Source organism: Changchengzhania lutea (assembly GCF_006974145.1).
Classification (GTDB): Bacteria; Bacteroidota; Bacteroidia; order Flavobacteriales; family Flavobacteriaceae; genus Changchengzhania; species Changchengzhania lutea.
This window is the reverse complement of the sequence record NZ_CP039456.1, coordinates 3,494,930-3,510,814: the sequence shown is the minus strand read 5'-3', so window position 1 is coordinate 3,510,814 and position 15,885 is coordinate 3,494,930. Positions and strand designations below refer to the sequence as shown.

Genomic DNA, 15,885 nt, shown 5'->3' with positions numbered 1-15,885 from the left:
TGTTCAATACTATAAATAAAACCATTCAAAATCGTTAAAACGTATTTTTTTTCGATGAAATACATTCCAAATAATAAAATATATTCGTTAAAATACTTTTTATATCGATGAAATGTAACCTTGAATAGTCTTTTGAGTAGATATGTACGTAATAGTTTAGGACTTAGATCTTATTTAGATTAAAAAAAATATGTTTTGGATTAAAAGAAGTGCAAAACTAATTATAAACTGAACGGTTTACTATATTTGTTGATAAATAATGATAACATCATTATTATATAGCATTTTAAATATATTATGAAAAAAAAAATCATTAGAATCACTACAGTACCCCAGTCTTTAAGTGGGCTTTTGCAAGGCCAATTAAAATTTATGTCCAATCATTTCGAGGTTATTGGAGTCTCATCACCAGGTACTAAGAACGAATTAGAAGCAGTCTCTGTAAGAGAGGGTGTTTCTACCTTTCCCATAATAATGACGAGAAAAATTACACCCTTTAAAGATTTAGTAGCTGTTTTTAAGTTGTATAAGATTTTTAAAAAGGAAAAACCGTTCATTGTGCACTCACATACCCCAAAAGCAGGCACCTTGTCCATGATCGCTGCTCGATTTGCTAAGGTACCACATCGTCTGCACACCATAGCAGGTTTGCCCTTAGTGGAAGCTACTGGGCTAAAGCGAATCCTATTAAATACAGTAGAGAAAATAACCTATGGTTGCGCTACCAAAATTTACCCAAATGCCTATGGTTTAGTAGATATAATTCTTGACAATAATTTTACTAAAAAAAGTAAATTAAAAGTTATAGCAAACGGAAGTTCTAATGGTATTGATACATCACATTTTGACCCCGCGCTCTTCAATGATGACTCTAAAGTGACATTAAAAAAGAAGTTAAATATTAAAGAGGACTTTGTTTTTATTTTCACAGGACGATTAGTAGCAGATAAAGGTATCAATGAACTTATAATTGCGTTTCGAAAAATTAATATGACATTTAAAAATGTTAAATTGTTACTTGTGGGCACTTACGAACATGAACTGGACCCTTTACTTCCAGAAACTATAGATATTATAAACAATAACAAGAACATTATTTCCACAGGTTGGGTAGATGACGTTAGACCCTATTTTTCGATAGCAGATGCCCTAACCTTCCCTAGTTACAGAGAGGGTTTTCCTAATGTGGTCATGCAATCAGCCGCCATGGAATTAGTAAGTATTGTTACAGATATAAACGGATGTAACGAAATTATAAAAGATAAAGTTAACGGTTATGTAATTCCCGTAAAAGATAGCGAAGCTCTCTATAAAACCATGCACTATGTTTTATCCAATCCAGAGGGAACTAGAAGAATGGGTAAAAAAGCTAGGGAACATGTAATAGTAAATTTTGAAAGAAAAAAAGTCTGGAATGCAATGCTAGATGAGTACAATTCATTAAATTAAATTAAATTGAATTTTTCTAGAATAAATCATTTAAAACCTTTTTTAAAAGATTCCAATAAAAAGAGTGTTTTAAAAATTATCTTTGAGGTGCTTCACTATGGGTGGATTAAAAAAGAAGCGCCAACAGACTATTTAAGAAAGTTTTTATATAGAAAAGATGCAGAAAATTATAGAAATCACTTGTCATTAAAGGAGTTTTATAGCATCATCACTTCTCCAAAAATGGTTTTTCCAGAAATATCCAAACTTTTCATTGATAAATATCAATTTTATTTGATTTGTAAAACAAACAACCTTCCCACTCCTGAAATACTAAGTTATAACCATAGCAATCAATTTTTTTATAATAACGAAAGTACCACCATAACCAAAATAGAGGAATTATTGGAATGGTTAAAAAAAATATTTGAGACTGATTCTATAGATGAATTATTCTTTAAACCTAAAAATGGTATCGGTGGTTATGGATGTTTTATATTGAATAAATTTAATTTAAAAGATGAAATAGAATCCTTTTCAGAAATCCTTTTTAAAAATAGCTATATCCACCAGAAATGTATTAAGCAACATGATGAAATTAATAAAATCCATTCAAAATCTATCAACTCATTACGTATAGATACGTATTTAGATGCAAAAGGTCAATCTCATGTGCTGTCTAGCGTGATGCGTTTTGGCACAGGGGAACATATAACTGATAATACGCATACGGGTGGGTTCTACATTGCGATTGATGCCAACTCTGGAAAACTGAAAGGAATAGGAAGACAAGATCTCGTAGAAGGCGCTGGAATTTTTATGAGGCATCCCAGTACCAATTTTAAATTAGAAGGATTCGAAGTGCCTTATTTTTTTGAAGCTTGTGAACTGGCGAAACGGGCAAACCTATGCTTTCCAAATAGAATTGTAGGATGGGATGTGGCTATTACAAATGATGGCCCCCTTCTCATTGAAGGCAACCATAATCCAAGTTTACATATTACCGACGTAGCCTATGGCGGTTACTGTAAGCATCCATTAATTAAAGAGATGTTAAAAGAAATTAAAAGATAATGAAGTGCGTAATTATAAGAGCTTTGGAACGATTGCGTTATTTCAGTTTTTGGAGTATGGATTATTTGCGTGGGTCTAAAATAAAAAAGAGTTTAAATAATATTGACTATCACATAGAGCACTATCATACCAAAAAAGCCCAAGTTCAAAGATCCATAAATTTGAACAATCTTTTAAATCATGCTACACAAACCACTGATTTTTATAAAGAATTTGGCGGTTTTAAGTCGTTAACTGATTTTCCAATCATTGATAAAAATAGCTTACAAAAATACCCGGATGATTTTAAATCCAATGTATTTAAGAATAAAAAAACTAAAATCGTTTCCACCAGTGGATCTACTGGCGCTGCTTTGTTTGTTGAGCATGACAAGGGAAAAATTATAAGAAATACCGCAGATACCATTTATTTTTCTCAAAAAGCCGGTTTTAAAATTGGTTATAGGCTATTATATCTTAGGCATTGGAACCCCTATTATAAAAAGGGGAAATTGCAAACCTGGTTCCAGAACATTTTACCTGTGGAAGTCCTTAATATGCAGGATGCAAAACTATTAAAGCTAATAAAATATCTTAAAACGGATTGCTCCACTAAAGGTTTTATTGGCTACGCCTCTGGATTTGAGCAACTTTGCCAATTTCTTGATGAAAAAAAAATGCTCCCTTTACAGGTCAATGTTAAATCGATCATAGCCATGTCGGAACATTTGAACTATTACACAAAAGCGAAAATGGGGTATTATTTTAGTGCGCCTGTCGTATCGCGTTATTCAAACATGGAAAACGGTATTTTGGCACAACAAAACATAGGCGAATCAACTAATTTCGAAATTAACTGGGCCAGTTATTTCATAGAAGTTCTTGATTTCAAAAACGATAATCACGTGGTCGCTGGTCAACCTGGACGCATAGTCATCACGGATTTATTTAATTACTGCACCCCAATAATTAGATATGACACAGGCGATATAGGCCTTTTAGATGCCACCTCTTCCCCACCCGCTTTTAAATCTATTGAAGGCAGAAAAACGGATGTCATTTATAACACACGAGGAGAGATGGTGTCATCTTTCATCATGATCAATGCCAATAAATTCCATGGTATTAAACAATGTCAATTGGTACAAACAGCTATAAAAACATATTTACTAAAATTAAATACCAAAGACACATTTCATGAAGAAAACCAAGTGCTTACAGAATTCAAAAAATATTTGGGTAGTGACGCCAACTTGAGTATTCAATATGTAGACGAAATACCTTTACTTGCTTCAGGCAAACGCAAGGCCACTTTGAATAAGATGAAAAGTAGCTAATATTTACGATGCATAATGGAATCTCATCGGGAAAATAGCTATGGATATCGGAATTAGTTATTAGAAAACGTACAGTGTAAAAGATAATTATATCTTTGAGGTATATAAATTGCTTTACCTACCATTCTATATACATACTATGAACTACAAATCGACATTTAAACCCCTATTGGATTTTATAGCGGCATTAGCAATTGTAATTGTTTTATCCCCTGTATTGTTATTAACTACAATATTATTATTTTTCGCGAACGACGGGAAACCCTTCTTTTTACAAAAGCGACCAGGGCAACATGAGAAAAATTTTAATATCATTAAGTTTAAGACCATGAACGATAAGACTGATTTTGAAGGGAATCTTTTATCAGATACTGAGAGACTGACTACAGTTGGGAAAATTATTAGAAAAACATCCATTGATGAAATCCCTCAGCTTTTTAATGTGCTTAAAGGTGATATGTCCCTTGTGGGGCCAAGACCATTGCTCCCACGTTATATCCCCTATTATACCAGTATTGAAAAGAGAAGACATGATGTAAAGCCAGGTATAACAGGTCTGGCACAGGTAAATGGACGGAATCTTATTAGTTGGGATAATAAATTGAAGCTAGATGTTGAATATGTCGAAAATATATCTCTAAAGCTTGATATTTCAATTTTGTTTAAAACAATAAATAAAGTGTTGAAATCAAAAGATCTAATTGTCGACCCATCATTAGTTCAACCTGCATTAGACACTTTAAGAAAGCAACAAGTGAATGAGTCCTAAAATTTATCAAAAAATTGTCTATTGACATTATTAATAAATGAATTTTTTATAGCAAACAAATTATTATGAATAAATCCGTTATTATCGGTGCGGGAACTCAAGGCCAAGTGTATGCCTCATATTTGAAAGAAGCTAATATAGATATACTAGGCTTTATAGATGACGATGAAAAGTTAATAGGTAAAGAAGTAATTGGGATTTCAGTATTAGGTAAATATCATGATTTATTTACAAATAAGTTTAAAAATATTATTACTGATATTTATTGCCCAATAGGCCAAAATGTTATACGTTCACAGTATTTATTTAATTTAAAAAAAGAAGGTTATAACATACCCAGTTTTTTCCACCATACGGTTTCTATCGCACCAGATGTAAAATTAGGAGAAGCTGTTTACATGCTTCCTGGGAATATTGTAATGCCCCATACAACAATTGGTAATTATATCATGATTAATACAGATAGCACAATAGCTCATCATGTTATTTTAGAAGACGGAGTTTTTATGTCATCTGGAGTAAATGTTGGTGCATCAATTATTGTTAGAAAAAACGCATATATTGGCATGGGTGCTACTGTTATGACTGGTATTAAAGAAATTGGAAAAGAAACACTGATAGGTGCAGGATCAGTTGTTATTAGAGATGTTCCAGATTATTCTACAGTAGTAGGGAATCCCGCGCGAATTATTAAAACTTCAAAACCCCAATAATTTGAAAAACTCAAAACATCTCAATGATATTACATTTATAGGCTCAGGCATATCAACGTCTTTTACCTTACTAAATTTTTTGAATTTATTAGAGCAGAGTAATGGTAAAAACAAAACCATTCAAATAACTCTAATTGAGAAATATTCTGAATTCAATACGGGTATTCCATATGGGTCAAGATCTGGTTTTTCTACTTTATTGATTACGTCATTAAAAAATTTCTTAATAGAACCAGAACGTCAGTATTTTATAGCTTGGTTAAATGAGAATAAACATTGGCTTTTGGAAGAGTTTAGAACCGAAGGCGGAAAACTCTCTGAAAAATGGCTGCAATCTAATAAAACTGATATTGACAATAATAACTGGGAGGAACTTTTTATTCCACGTCGTTTTTTCGGATGCTATATCGACTTAAAGTTAAAGAACAAGATTAAAGATCTGGAAGAAAACGCCTTAGTCCAAATAACATTTATTTCTGATGAGGTTATAGATTTGGATAAGAAGGATAGTAAATATGATATTTATACGGCTAATCACGGTATAATCAATTCAAAAAAAGTAGTTTTATCAGTAGGATCTTTGCCTACAAAACAATTGTGGAGAGATAAAGCATTGATTGAGGAAGATAACTTCATGTTCATTAATAACCCATATCAGCCAGAATTAAGTTCCGTTCTCAGTAAGATCAAATCATTTGTATCAAAACGAGAGGGAAAGGAAACGAATGTACTCATAGTAGGAGCTAATGCAAGTGCGCTGGAATTGCTCTATAAAATTAATGATATAAAAATCCTGGGAAATTCAAATAAGCTTAAATTTGCATTCCTATCCACTCAAGGACGAGTCCCGGACGCAGAAATAGATATCATTAGACAAAAAGAGTTTAAACCCATGAATCTAGCTCTTCTAAAAAAAGAAACTAGTTTAACTGCAAAGTCTATTGCTGAAGCAACTTATAAAGACTTAGATCTTTCCGATGATATTGGATTGGGCGCTGCATCAACTGTAGATAAAATTTCATCCTATTTCGGATCATTGCTCAACAAACTGGATCCTAATGAATTGGAACAGTTTGCATGTTATTATGGAAATGACATAGGGAAAAGACAGCGGTGTGCTGGTGTACACTATTCAAATGTTGTTAATTCTCTAAAAATCGAGAATCGATTTAACCATATTGCTGGTAGGTTTAGTGATTTAATTTTAAATAAACATCATGATTATTCATTAAAATATTTAGATACTGAAAGTGGTAATGAACTCATTTATAAAAATGATTTTCATTTAGTGATCAATTGTGTTGGCAGTAGCAATCTCCAGAGTGACCGTATTCCACCATTGATTAAAAATATTATCAATAAAGGCTATTGCCGGCCAAATGAATCAAAAATTGGATTTCATGTAAATCAAAAACTTGAAGCAACAGAGGATCTTTACATCATGGGACCAATGTTGGCGGGTAATGTGATAGAAGAAAAACCCGTGTGGCATGTAGAGCACTGTGGACGAATTATATGGCTATCAGAAGTATTGTCTAAAATACTTATCACCGATTTTAAAAGTCATAAAATCACAGATGAAAATACGTATACTTTTGAAGTAAGGTGCTTAGAAAAAACATCAGACATTGCTTATTATAAGGATCTATTAAAGCAACATTGGAGCAACAACATTTATTATGTATATGAACATCTAAATTATTTTAGAAGTGAAACAGATTCTTTAAAATACTTTCTTTTTAAAAAGAATGGCTCAGATTTAATTTTAATGCCAATTATTTTAAGAACAATTAAAAATAATAACGGAGACATCTTAAGTTATTATGATGCCATAACCCCTTACGGTTATAGTGGTCCGTTGTTTAATAATACGGCAACGGAAAACGACATAAAATACTTTTGGCAGCATATTGATACCTGGTATTTTGAAAATAGTGTAATCACAGAATTTATTCGGTTCAGTTTAAATAAAAATTATTTAGGCTATTCGGGGTTACTAGTGAGCTCTTTAGTAAATGTAAAAGGAGCACTATATGATGATTTTGAAAAACAATGGACTGCTTTTTTACCAAAAGTTAGAAATAATTATAGAAAAGCACAATCTTTTAATTTAGAATTTAAGATTTATGATGCAGATGCTATTACGGAAGATGTGATTTTGTTATTTTTTTATATTTATACGGAAACCATGAAACGGCATAATGCAAAAGATATCTATTTTTTCTCTTTAGAATATTTCAAGGACTTAATATTTAATAATTTATCGGAATTTTCAATAGTTTTTGCGTATTACGAAAATAAAACTATTTCTACTGAGCTAATCATAAAACTCAATGATACCCTATATGCGTTTTTAGGAGGCACAGATGCTAATTACTACCATTGTCGACCAAATGATTTCCTTAGAGTAGAAGTTATTAAGTGGGCCATTACCAATAAATATAAATGGTATGTGCTTGGTGGCGGTTTAAAGGACAATGATGGGCTGTATAAACACAAAAAGTCGCTATTCCCAAAAGATGATGATATCATGTTCTATACGGGTCGAAAAATAATTAATCATGAAATTTACGATTTGCTTTGCTCAAATCATTCGGATGAGTATGCTAAAATACATATCGAAGAAATGGAAAAATATTTTTTCCCATTGTATAGATTTCATAATCGATAATTTTTGTTCTAAAGTTATTTGAATCAAATATGTTTAAATTTAGATTTATTTAGTCTTGTAATGTCCTAATTTTAAATTATCCATTTCTTACATTACACCTTTTTACAAATTATATAAAATGCGACCCCTCTATAATGGGTTAATTCCTCCTCATCATAGATTTTTACGATTTTAAAGCCAGTTTTCTTTAACAATTTTATTGCTGCGTTCTTTTTTATCCATAAAATGCCATGTTGCTCTTTTTTATAGAATTTCCAATTTATTGATCTATCAACAGTTTTTACTTGTGGGATATAATATTTTTCTGTTTTGATACCATTGAGAAATCTAACTAAATTCACGACTTTACTCAGTATCGGATTGAACCAACGTGAGTTCCAATCTAAAAAACTAAATATATATGTAGAATCTTTTTTACCAATCCTATATGCTTCATTTAATGATTTTGATAAATACGCCTTAGGGACCATGCATAAAATTTGTCCTAGATATACCAGGTAATCAAAATAATTGTTTTCAAAACAATTTAAATTTGAGGCGTCTGCCTGTACAAAATCAATTTTTGACTTCTTAGCTAAAGCTTTCTCTCTAGCCAATTCAATCATTTTAGGAATAAGGTCAAAGGCCTTAATGTTTTTAAACCCTAATTGTTCTTCGATATAAAAAGAAAAAATACCTGAGGCAGTTCCTGCTTCTACTACTTTCAGTTTATTATTTGTTAAATATTTAGGTAACAAGTATTTCTCAATCTTGCTTAAATCCTTTCTGTTCCCCCACGCATCAATAACCTGTTCTTCGAATTTTTTAGAAAATGTGTTTGTCATTTTTTTGATTTTAATTGAAATGGCAATTGAGTAAAATTTATTCTTAAATTTTTTTACAGATAAAAAAAAGAACGCTTCCTTTTCCATTTTTTAATTCAGATTCTCTATATGTGGATTTTATTTGAAAACCTGCAGCTTCTAATTTTTTTATTGCATGTTTCTTTTTAATCCATAGAATACTATAACCCTTTGAATTAAAAAAGTTTTTATTTATACGTGCATTTTGTGTGACTTCGGGTATATAAAATATCTTTAGTTTTTGAAATGTTATCGTTCTGTAAAAATTAATCAGAAAACTCAATATTGGATTATACCACCTTGAATCCCAGTCCATAAATGTAAAAATATAGCAGCTCCTAGTATCTCCAATGGTATAGGCCTTTAACAGCGCATCATTCAACATGTGTTTAGGAAGCATGCACAATACTTGTCCCGTATATAAAATATTTTCAAATTTCTGGTTTTCAAAATGCTCTACATTTGAAACATCTGATAATAAAAATTCTATATTAGAATCTCTCTCAATTGCTTTTAATTTGCAATGTTCAATTAATTTAGGGACTAAATCAAAAGCGGTAATGTTTTTAAAATGCAATTCTGCCTCTAAAAAAAATGCAATTCTTCCTCCTCCAGTTCCAGCTTCGAGTGTTTTATACGAATTATCCTTAAGATGTTTTTCAAAAACATACTTTTCAGCCCTAGTAGCATATATTGGAACTTGGGACCAACCCTTGTACACTTCCGTTTCAAAATCCTCTGGAAAACTATTTTCTATAATATTATTAAGCTCCATTAAAATTGTTTAGAAATTAAAAAATCACCAATAATCAAATAATCCAACCCTGTAGAAAAAAAACATCGAATAGCATCTTGTGGGGATTCTACTATAGGTTCTCCTTGAATGTTAAAACTGGTGTTTAATACAACCGGAACACCTGTTTTATTTCCTAGTTTTTCAATAAGACTATAATATTTGAAATTTGAACTCTTGGATACTGTTTGCAATCTTGCACTTCCATCAACATGTGTTACTGCTGGTATAACTTTTTGTTTTTCGTTTAGTACATTACAAACCTTAAGCATAAATGGCGCCTCAACTTCAAGATCAAAAAAATCGTTTTTAGATTCAATTAATGCAGAGGGTGCAAATGGTCGATAGGCTTCACGAAATTTAACTTCAGAATTGATTTTGTTTTTCATTTGTGGAAAAGCTGGATTAGCAAGAATACTTCTATTCCCTAATGCCCTAGGCCCAATCTCCATTGCGCCCTGAAACCATCCTATTATTTTTCCTTTTTCTAAAAGTTTAGCTCCAACCTCGCAGACATCAGGATAATATTCATAACTTAATTTAGCTCCTATTAATACTTTTTCAATGTCTCCATTAGAATAACTTGTTCCCACATATGGATTTATGTGTATAAAATTTCTAGGCTTTTTAAATATCCCATTGTAAAGAAAGTAAGCTGCTCCAATTGCGGTACCGCTGTCACCTGCTGCAGGCATAATGTATACATCCTTGAACTTGCTTTCTCTTACAATTCTACCATTCATAACACTGTTAAGTGATACTCCGCCAGAAATAACTAAATAATCTGATTTTGTTTTTTTATAAAGGATATCACAGATTTCTAATACTTTATTTTCTAAAACGCGTTGAAAAGCAGCTGCAACATCCATATGATGTTTTTTAAAGTCCTCTCCATTTTTTTGAGGTTGGCCAAAAATTTTATAAAATTTTTCTGAACATCTCCGCCAACTCATATTTTGATAATTAAAGTAAGTGAGATCAAAAAGTAATTGTCCGTTTTCGTTTACTGAAATAATTTTATCAACTTCTTCTAAAAAAACAGAGGCATCTCCCATAGGCGCAAGACCCATCGTTTTTCCTTCATCATAGCTTGTTCTAAATCCGCAAAACTGTGTTACAGCTTCATAAAAAGACCCCAAAGAATGAGGGAAATAACTTTGCCCTAGACATTCAACAATATTTGCTTTACCGTAGCCTAACCAAGTGGTTGCCCATTCTCCCGATCCATCGACACCCAATAATGCAGCCTCTTTATAGGGCGAAACAAAGAAAGAACCAGCAGCATGGGTTAAGTGATGTTCGATGAAATGTACCTGTGGTCCTTTTGATCGCCTACTCCAATATTTGCCAAACCAATTCCAAAAACTTTTATGCTTATTATAACTGTGAACTAATTCATGATTGATGAAGGGTTTAAGCGTTTTTAAATTGCTCAATCCATATACAACTTTTTTCCCCAAATTATGGCTTGGTTTAATTGATACTGCTATATGATCAATATCACTATATGATAGGTTTGCTATTTTAAGACATCTATCTATGGATAAGACTGGAAAACACCTCGTGTGTTTATCACGATTCAAGCGTTCTTCTTCAATAGCGGCAATTAGCTCTCCATCTTTTACTATACAAGCCGTCGAATCATGAAAGTAATAATTTAATCCTAATATTATCATTTTAAGTGTCTATATTTTGCTTCACAACCATGAGAAATCTATAATTAATTTAAGAATTATGACATTTAATCTCATTGGGTTTAATTCCCCGAGGCTTGCCTCGATTTTAGAGGAAAGTTTGAAAACGGATGGTTTTCATCCAATCAAAAAGCGTTCTTCCGCTAAATGCCTCGTGGGCTTGCCCCGAGGATTCTTTACTAAATCTGTAATATTTTTAATAAAATAATTTCTTTTCTAAATGTGATATACCGTTGTCTGATTAAACAGTCTTTGTCATACTGACTAGTCATAATTCCATTTAGAAAAACCTTTACTACTCCTTTTTAAAATTGTCTACGATAATATCTGCAATTATAGATCTTCCACGGTTATTCCAGTGCATATCATAAATTAAAGTTGTTGGTCGCGTCGATTCATCTATCTCGCTATAATCAATGTAATTATACCCGTTTTTGTCTAGATACTTTAAAAAGGATTGTGGTGTGTTTTTAGAATTTAAAAGAAATTTAAATCTTTTTTTATCAAATCCATAGGTATTTATCAAACTTTCAAAATTTAATAGGTATAGCTGTTCCAATTCATTTTTTTCTTCTTTATCTACTACCCTATTCTCTTTTGATCTATCCTTTCTTTTTAATAAAGAAACGAGTTTTCCAACTAAATCCCTAGGTGCATCAAGTGCCCCGATACTTTGAAGGTAAACCAAAAGTTTTATTTTTCTTAAATTTCTATACAATGGTTGCTCAAGCTTCATACGCTCTGGCATTATCGAATATTCTCCCCGGGTTAAATCATTTTCAAACTTAAAACCTAAAATGACATGATCTATTAAGTCAAACTGAGACTGATACTTATTAATTAAATGCAGTTGATCTGCTAAATCATAGCCCGCATAGCCATATTCATAAACCTCTACACCTTTAAGACGATTCTCAATTTTTTTTCCAATGGAATTATAATAATGCTGATGAAAACCTTCTATAAATGAATCCCCAACTAATGCTATTTCAACCTTGTCTGCAGCAGGTACAAATTCTCTATAGGAGTTATAGCCTGAATTATTTATATAATATTTGCTAAAATTCTGCCTTCTGTTACCAGTAACCGAAATACCTTCTTGGTTAGGTACCCATTTCTCTACATTATATTCGTCAACGTAACGCGTTGGGTAATCTTTTGTTAAATGAAAAACACGTACGTAGACTTCTAATATACAAAGTATTAGAATAAAATATACGAAACCTTTTACAAATAATTTTTTCATCTTATTAAAATTGGAAATAAATAAAAGATCTATCCACATTATCATCAAAAAACAGTAGCATGGACAATATAACTATCGAATAAACAAAAAATCTTACGGCTTTAGATTTGAATTTAAATGGCGATCGTTCATCTTTTCTGATAAGATATTCATAAACTACAAACACTGCTATTAGAATATAATAATCAATCATTCTGTAACCCATAGGGTGCATATAGGCTTGATAACTAAAATCAGAACCTATCCTGCTGATAAAATTAAATGCATCCGTTATAGATTCCGATCTAAAAAAGATTCGTGAAAAGGTAACGATTGCAAACGTTAAGAGTACTTGTCCAATTTCAGTAAAAGTTGGAAATACAGAATTTTCAGCAACAACAGTATTTTTATATATTGTATTTCTTCCCATCAAAAAAACAGGAATAAACACCAAGGCATGAAAAGCACCCCAAAAAATAAAAGTCCAATTGGCACCATGCCAAAAACCACTAACTAAAAATATGATGATAATATTCCTTACAGATTTAAGCTTGCTCACCCTAGAGCCACCAAGCGGAATGTATATATAATGCCTAAACCATGTTGATAAGGATACATGCCAACGTTGCCAATATTCAGCCACATTTCTAGAGAAATTCGGAAATTTAAAGTTAGACATGAGTTCTATGCCAAACAGTTTTGCTGTACCAATAGCTATATCGGAATACCCACTAAAATCACCGTACACTTGAAAACTAAACAAGGTAACGCCTAAAATAAGCGTTGACGCCGGATAAGACGAATAGTTCGCAAAAATATCATCAACTATCGGAGCCAATGAATCGGCAATGACCATCTTTTTGAATAATCCCCATAAAATTAACTTTAAACCACTTGTAGTTTGGTTATAACTAAACGTACGCTTATTAAGAATCTGAGCTAACAAATTTGAAGCACGTTCAATAGGACCCGCCACCAACTGAGGAAAAAAGCTAACAAACGCTGCGAATGACAAATAATCTTTAGTAGGTTTTAATTTTTTATAATAGATATCAAACGAATAGGACATGGTTTGAAATGTGTAGAACGAAATCCCCACGGGAAGTATCACTTTAAGTGTCCATGTGCTTTGGATGGTGTATCCGAATGCCGAAAACATATCAATCCAGGAATCAACAAAGAAGTTGTAATATTTAAAAAAGCCCAATAGACCTACATTAAAGATAACACTAATCCATAACCATGATTTTCTTATGGATTTTTTATCATTTGCATCAATCTTGAGCCCTATAAAATAATCAACGGTTGTGCTAAGGAAAATTAAGGATAGAAATCTCCAGTCCCACCAACCATAAAACATATAGCTGGCAATAAGAATAAGAATATTTTGCCCCTTAATACTTTTTTTAAAAACAAACCAATACAGTAGGAACACTGTAACGAGAAATATAAAAAATTCAATAGAATTAAATACCATATTATATTATTACTGAGATAAGCAAATTTTTCATATTCTTAAAATTCAAGTCGTAAATATCCCTTATCAGATATTAACAATCAAAATTAATCTTTGAATTGACATATAAATACTGCCATGTGTAATTATGATTTTAAAATATAAAAAAGCCCTTCGATGAAGGGCTTTTTTATTCTATGAACGTCTAATTACATCTCATTAAATATAGAGTGCATCAATCGTTTTTTATCATTTATGCTTTCTTCAAGCGAAATCATCGTCTCTGTTCTATAAACACCTTCAATAGCATCTAACATAAATATAATTTCTTTAGCATGTTCTGTACTTCTCGCACGGATCTTGCAAAAAATATTAAACTTGCCTGTGGTTATATGTGCCACCGTGGCATATGGAATTTCGTTTATGCGCGCTAGTACAAATTTAGTTTGCGATGTATTGTTGAGATATACACCCACGTAAGCAATAAACGAGTACCCTAATTTTTTATAATCTAAAGTTAAAGAAGACCCTCTTATTATACCGGCCTCCTCCATTTTTTTGACACGAACATGAACCGTTCCTGCCGAAATTAAAAGCTTTTTAGCAATGTCCGTGAATGGAATCCTTGTGTTATCTATTAACATATCAAGAATTTGATGATCGATTTCGTCTAATTTGATTTTTCCCATAATTAACTATTCTTAAATAAAAATCAAAATTAATACATTTTTACTAATAATAATACATTTTTAATGAGATTTATTGCTATAATAATGAGGTTTTTTCATTATTTAATATTACGCAAACGTTTTCGTTGCCTATTTTTAGCCAGTTTCCATTTTTATCCAATACCTCACTTTCATTGGCATCGATTTCTCTATGACCATAATATCCATCCAGATTTCCTATTTTTTCAACTTTAGGGATAAATTCTATCTTACCTTCCTTAATTTTCTCTTGGTATAAAATCCCGATATCTTGGATACTTTCCATTTTAACATGTCTTAGTATAACATCGTAAAAAAGTTTTTGATTTTCAGGAATATTAAAATAGGACTTAAAACGAGAGCCACTGATCGTGTTTTTAGAAATATAATTTAAAGATGCCAATAATGCTATGTATATATATGCACGAGTCACTTCCCTATTGTAATCATTATTATAATGCCCAGCTTCAAACAAAATAGTCGGTACATTAAAACTTTGAAAAGTATCTCCAACACAATTTAAATTAAAGCTATCATCGTATACACCAACTTGATCTGGTATGATTACTTGCAAAGTGTCGTTCATGACCGATATGATTTCCATAGCAATCTTTCTATTAGTGGTTAGACTGCATGCTTTGTCTTGAGCCGGTGCCAGAAACGAAACCGTAGCAGGCCTATTTGCATGTCCGGCGCTAAAAATGGTTCGCTGTCCATGAAGATTATAACAAAAATGAGGCTTAAATGCTTCAAAAACGGACATTAATACACGACTTTCCGGTTGTGACTGATCCTGAGCGTCTCTATTTAAATCAACCTTATTGGCATTAACTCTAGTATAGGCTTGAGCACCATCTGGGTTTAATATAGGGATGATACATATGGTACAGGTTTCTATAATTTTTTTAGCTGAAGAGTCATTACTTAACAAAGTATTCAATAAATCGAATACAGCCTTAGTAGTGGTCGATTCATTCCCATGCATTTGAGACCACATTAATATTCTTTTTTTTCCGGAACCAATTTGAATCGTATGTGTTGGATTCTTTAATATAGATTGTCCAACAATTGAAACATTTATTAATTCAGAAAAATTATCGAGCAATGTTTTAATATGACTATAGGTTATATAGCGCCCGTGTAAAGTCGATTCTTTAAATTTTTCGAATAGTAATTTGTAATCTTCAGCCGTCATTG

13 protein-coding genes are annotated in these 15,885 nt (G+C 31.8%); 6 read left to right on the top strand and 7 right to left on the bottom strand.

Annotated elements, in window-relative coordinates; genetic code table 11:
• The first annotated feature begins 297 nt into the window (after window positions 1-297).
• The 6 genes from FAF07_RS15790 to FAF07_RS15765 all read left to right on the top strand — a co-directional run bounded on the left by FAF07_RS15790 (window position 298) and on the right by FAF07_RS15765 (window position 7,971).
• Window positions 298-1,449 (top strand): glycosyltransferase family 4 protein, encoded by a 1,152-nt coding sequence (locus FAF07_RS15790; RefSeq protein WP_142786017.1) that lies wholly within the window; start codon window positions 298-300, stop codon window positions 1,447-1,449.
• Window positions 1,450-1,455: 6 nt separating this feature from the next.
• Window positions 1,456-2,502, top strand: a complete 1,047-nt coding sequence (locus tag FAF07_RS15785; protein ID WP_142786016.1) for a sugar-transfer associated ATP-grasp domain-containing protein — start codon at window positions 1,456-1,458, stop codon at window positions 2,500-2,502.
• A complete protein-coding gene (locus tag FAF07_RS15780; protein WP_142786015.1) occupies window positions 2,502-3,818 on the top strand; it encodes a CoF synthetase in 1,317 nt (438 codons plus the stop codon). Before FAF07_RS15785 ends, FAF07_RS15780 begins: the two co-directional genes overlap by 1 nt.
• A gap of 139 nt (window positions 3,819-3,957) precedes the next feature.
• Complete coding sequence (locus tag FAF07_RS15775) at window positions 3,958-4,587, top strand: sugar transferase (RefSeq protein ID WP_142786014.1); 630 nt, start codon at window positions 3,958-3,960, stop codon at window positions 4,585-4,587.
• 65 nt (window positions 4,588-4,652) lie between these two features.
• Window positions 4,653-5,300 (top strand): NeuD/PglB/VioB family sugar acetyltransferase, encoded by a 648-nt coding sequence (locus FAF07_RS15770; RefSeq protein ID WP_246067725.1) that lies wholly within the window; start codon window positions 4,653-4,655, stop codon window positions 5,298-5,300.
• A 1-nt stretch (window position 5,301) separates the two neighbouring features.
• Window positions 5,302-7,971 (top strand): GNAT family N-acetyltransferase, encoded by a 2,670-nt coding sequence (locus FAF07_RS15765; RefSeq protein ID WP_142786012.1) that lies wholly within the window; start codon window positions 5,302-5,304, stop codon window positions 7,969-7,971.
• A gap of 92 nt (window positions 7,972-8,063) precedes the next feature.
• Here the strand turns inward: FAF07_RS15765 and FAF07_RS15760 are convergent, their stop codons facing one another.
• The 7 genes from FAF07_RS15760 to FAF07_RS15730 form a co-directional block, all read right to left on the bottom strand.
• Window positions 8,064-8,795, bottom strand: coding sequence for a class I SAM-dependent methyltransferase (locus FAF07_RS15760; RefSeq protein ID WP_185956460.1), 732 nt, complete (start codon window positions 8,793-8,795; stop codon window positions 8,064-8,066).
• 43 nt (window positions 8,796-8,838) lie between these two features.
• Window positions 8,839-9,588, bottom strand: coding sequence for a class I SAM-dependent methyltransferase (locus tag FAF07_RS15755; protein WP_142786010.1), 750 nt, complete (start codon window positions 9,586-9,588; stop codon window positions 8,839-8,841).
• Window positions 9,588-11,282, bottom strand: coding sequence for a carbamoyltransferase family protein (locus FAF07_RS15750; protein ID WP_142786009.1), 1,695 nt, complete (start codon window positions 11,280-11,282; stop codon window positions 9,588-9,590). The genes FAF07_RS15755 and FAF07_RS15750 overlap by 1 nt, the downstream gene beginning before the upstream one ends.
• Window positions 11,283-11,595: 313 nt before the next feature.
• Complete coding sequence (locus tag FAF07_RS15745; RefSeq protein WP_142786008.1) at window positions 11,596-12,546, bottom strand: hypothetical protein; 951 nt, start codon at window positions 12,544-12,546, stop codon at window positions 11,596-11,598.
• 4 nt (window positions 12,547-12,550) lie between these two features.
• Window positions 12,551-14,002, bottom strand: coding sequence for an MBOAT family O-acyltransferase (locus FAF07_RS15740; RefSeq protein WP_142786007.1), 1,452 nt, complete (start codon window positions 14,000-14,002; stop codon window positions 12,551-12,553).
• A gap of 188 nt (window positions 14,003-14,190) precedes the next feature.
• Entirely contained in the window at window positions 14,191-14,670 is a 480-nt protein-coding gene (locus tag FAF07_RS15735) for an Lrp/AsnC family transcriptional regulator (protein WP_142786006.1), read from the bottom strand.
• A gap of 76 nt (window positions 14,671-14,746) precedes the next feature.
• Window positions 14,747-15,883: a M14 family zinc carboxypeptidase gene (locus FAF07_RS15730; RefSeq protein WP_142786005.1), complete on the bottom strand. Its 1,137-nt coding sequence runs from the start codon at window positions 15,881-15,883 to the stop codon at window positions 14,747-14,749.
• Window positions 15,884-15,885: the final 2 nt, after the last annotated feature.

Excerpts from the sequence above, each read along its gene's own strand:
- FAF07_RS15790 (WP_142786017.1), top strand. The coding sequence starts at position 298 with ATGAAAAAAAAAATCATTAGAATCACTACAGTACCCCAGTCTTTAAGT.
- FAF07_RS15780 (WP_142786015.1), top strand. The coding sequence starts at position 2,502 with ATGAAGTGCGTAATTATAAGAGCTTTGGAACGATTGCGTTATTTCAGT.
- FAF07_RS15775 (WP_142786014.1), top strand. The coding sequence starts at position 3,958 with ATGAACTACAAATCGACATTTAAACCCCTATTGGATTTTATAGCGGCA.
- FAF07_RS15770 (WP_246067725.1), top strand. The coding sequence starts at position 4,653 with ATGAATAAATCCGTTATTATCGGTGCGGGAACTCAAGGCCAAGTGTAT.
- FAF07_RS15760 (WP_185956460.1), bottom strand. The coding sequence starts at position 8,795 with ATGACAAACACATTTTCTAAAAAATTCGAAGAACAGGTTATTGATGCG.
- FAF07_RS15755 (WP_142786010.1), bottom strand. The coding sequence starts at position 9,588 with ATGGAGCTTAATAATATTATAGAAAATAGTTTTCCAGAGGATTTTGAA.
- FAF07_RS15750 (WP_142786009.1), bottom strand. The coding sequence starts at position 11,282 with ATGATAATATTAGGATTAAATTATTACTTTCATGATTCGACGGCTTGT.
- FAF07_RS15745 (WP_142786008.1), bottom strand. The coding sequence starts at position 12,546 with ATGAAAAAATTATTTGTAAAAGGTTTCGTATATTTTATTCTAATACTT.
- FAF07_RS15740 (WP_142786007.1), bottom strand. The coding sequence starts at position 14,002 with ATGGTATTTAATTCTATTGAATTTTTTATATTTCTCGTTACAGTGTTC.
- FAF07_RS15735 (WP_142786006.1), bottom strand. The coding sequence starts at position 14,670 with ATGGGAAAAATCAAATTAGACGAAATCGATCATCAAATTCTTGATATG.
- FAF07_RS15730 (WP_142786005.1), bottom strand. The coding sequence starts at position 15,883 with ATGACGGCTGAAGATTACAAATTACTATTCGAAAAATTTAAAGAATCG.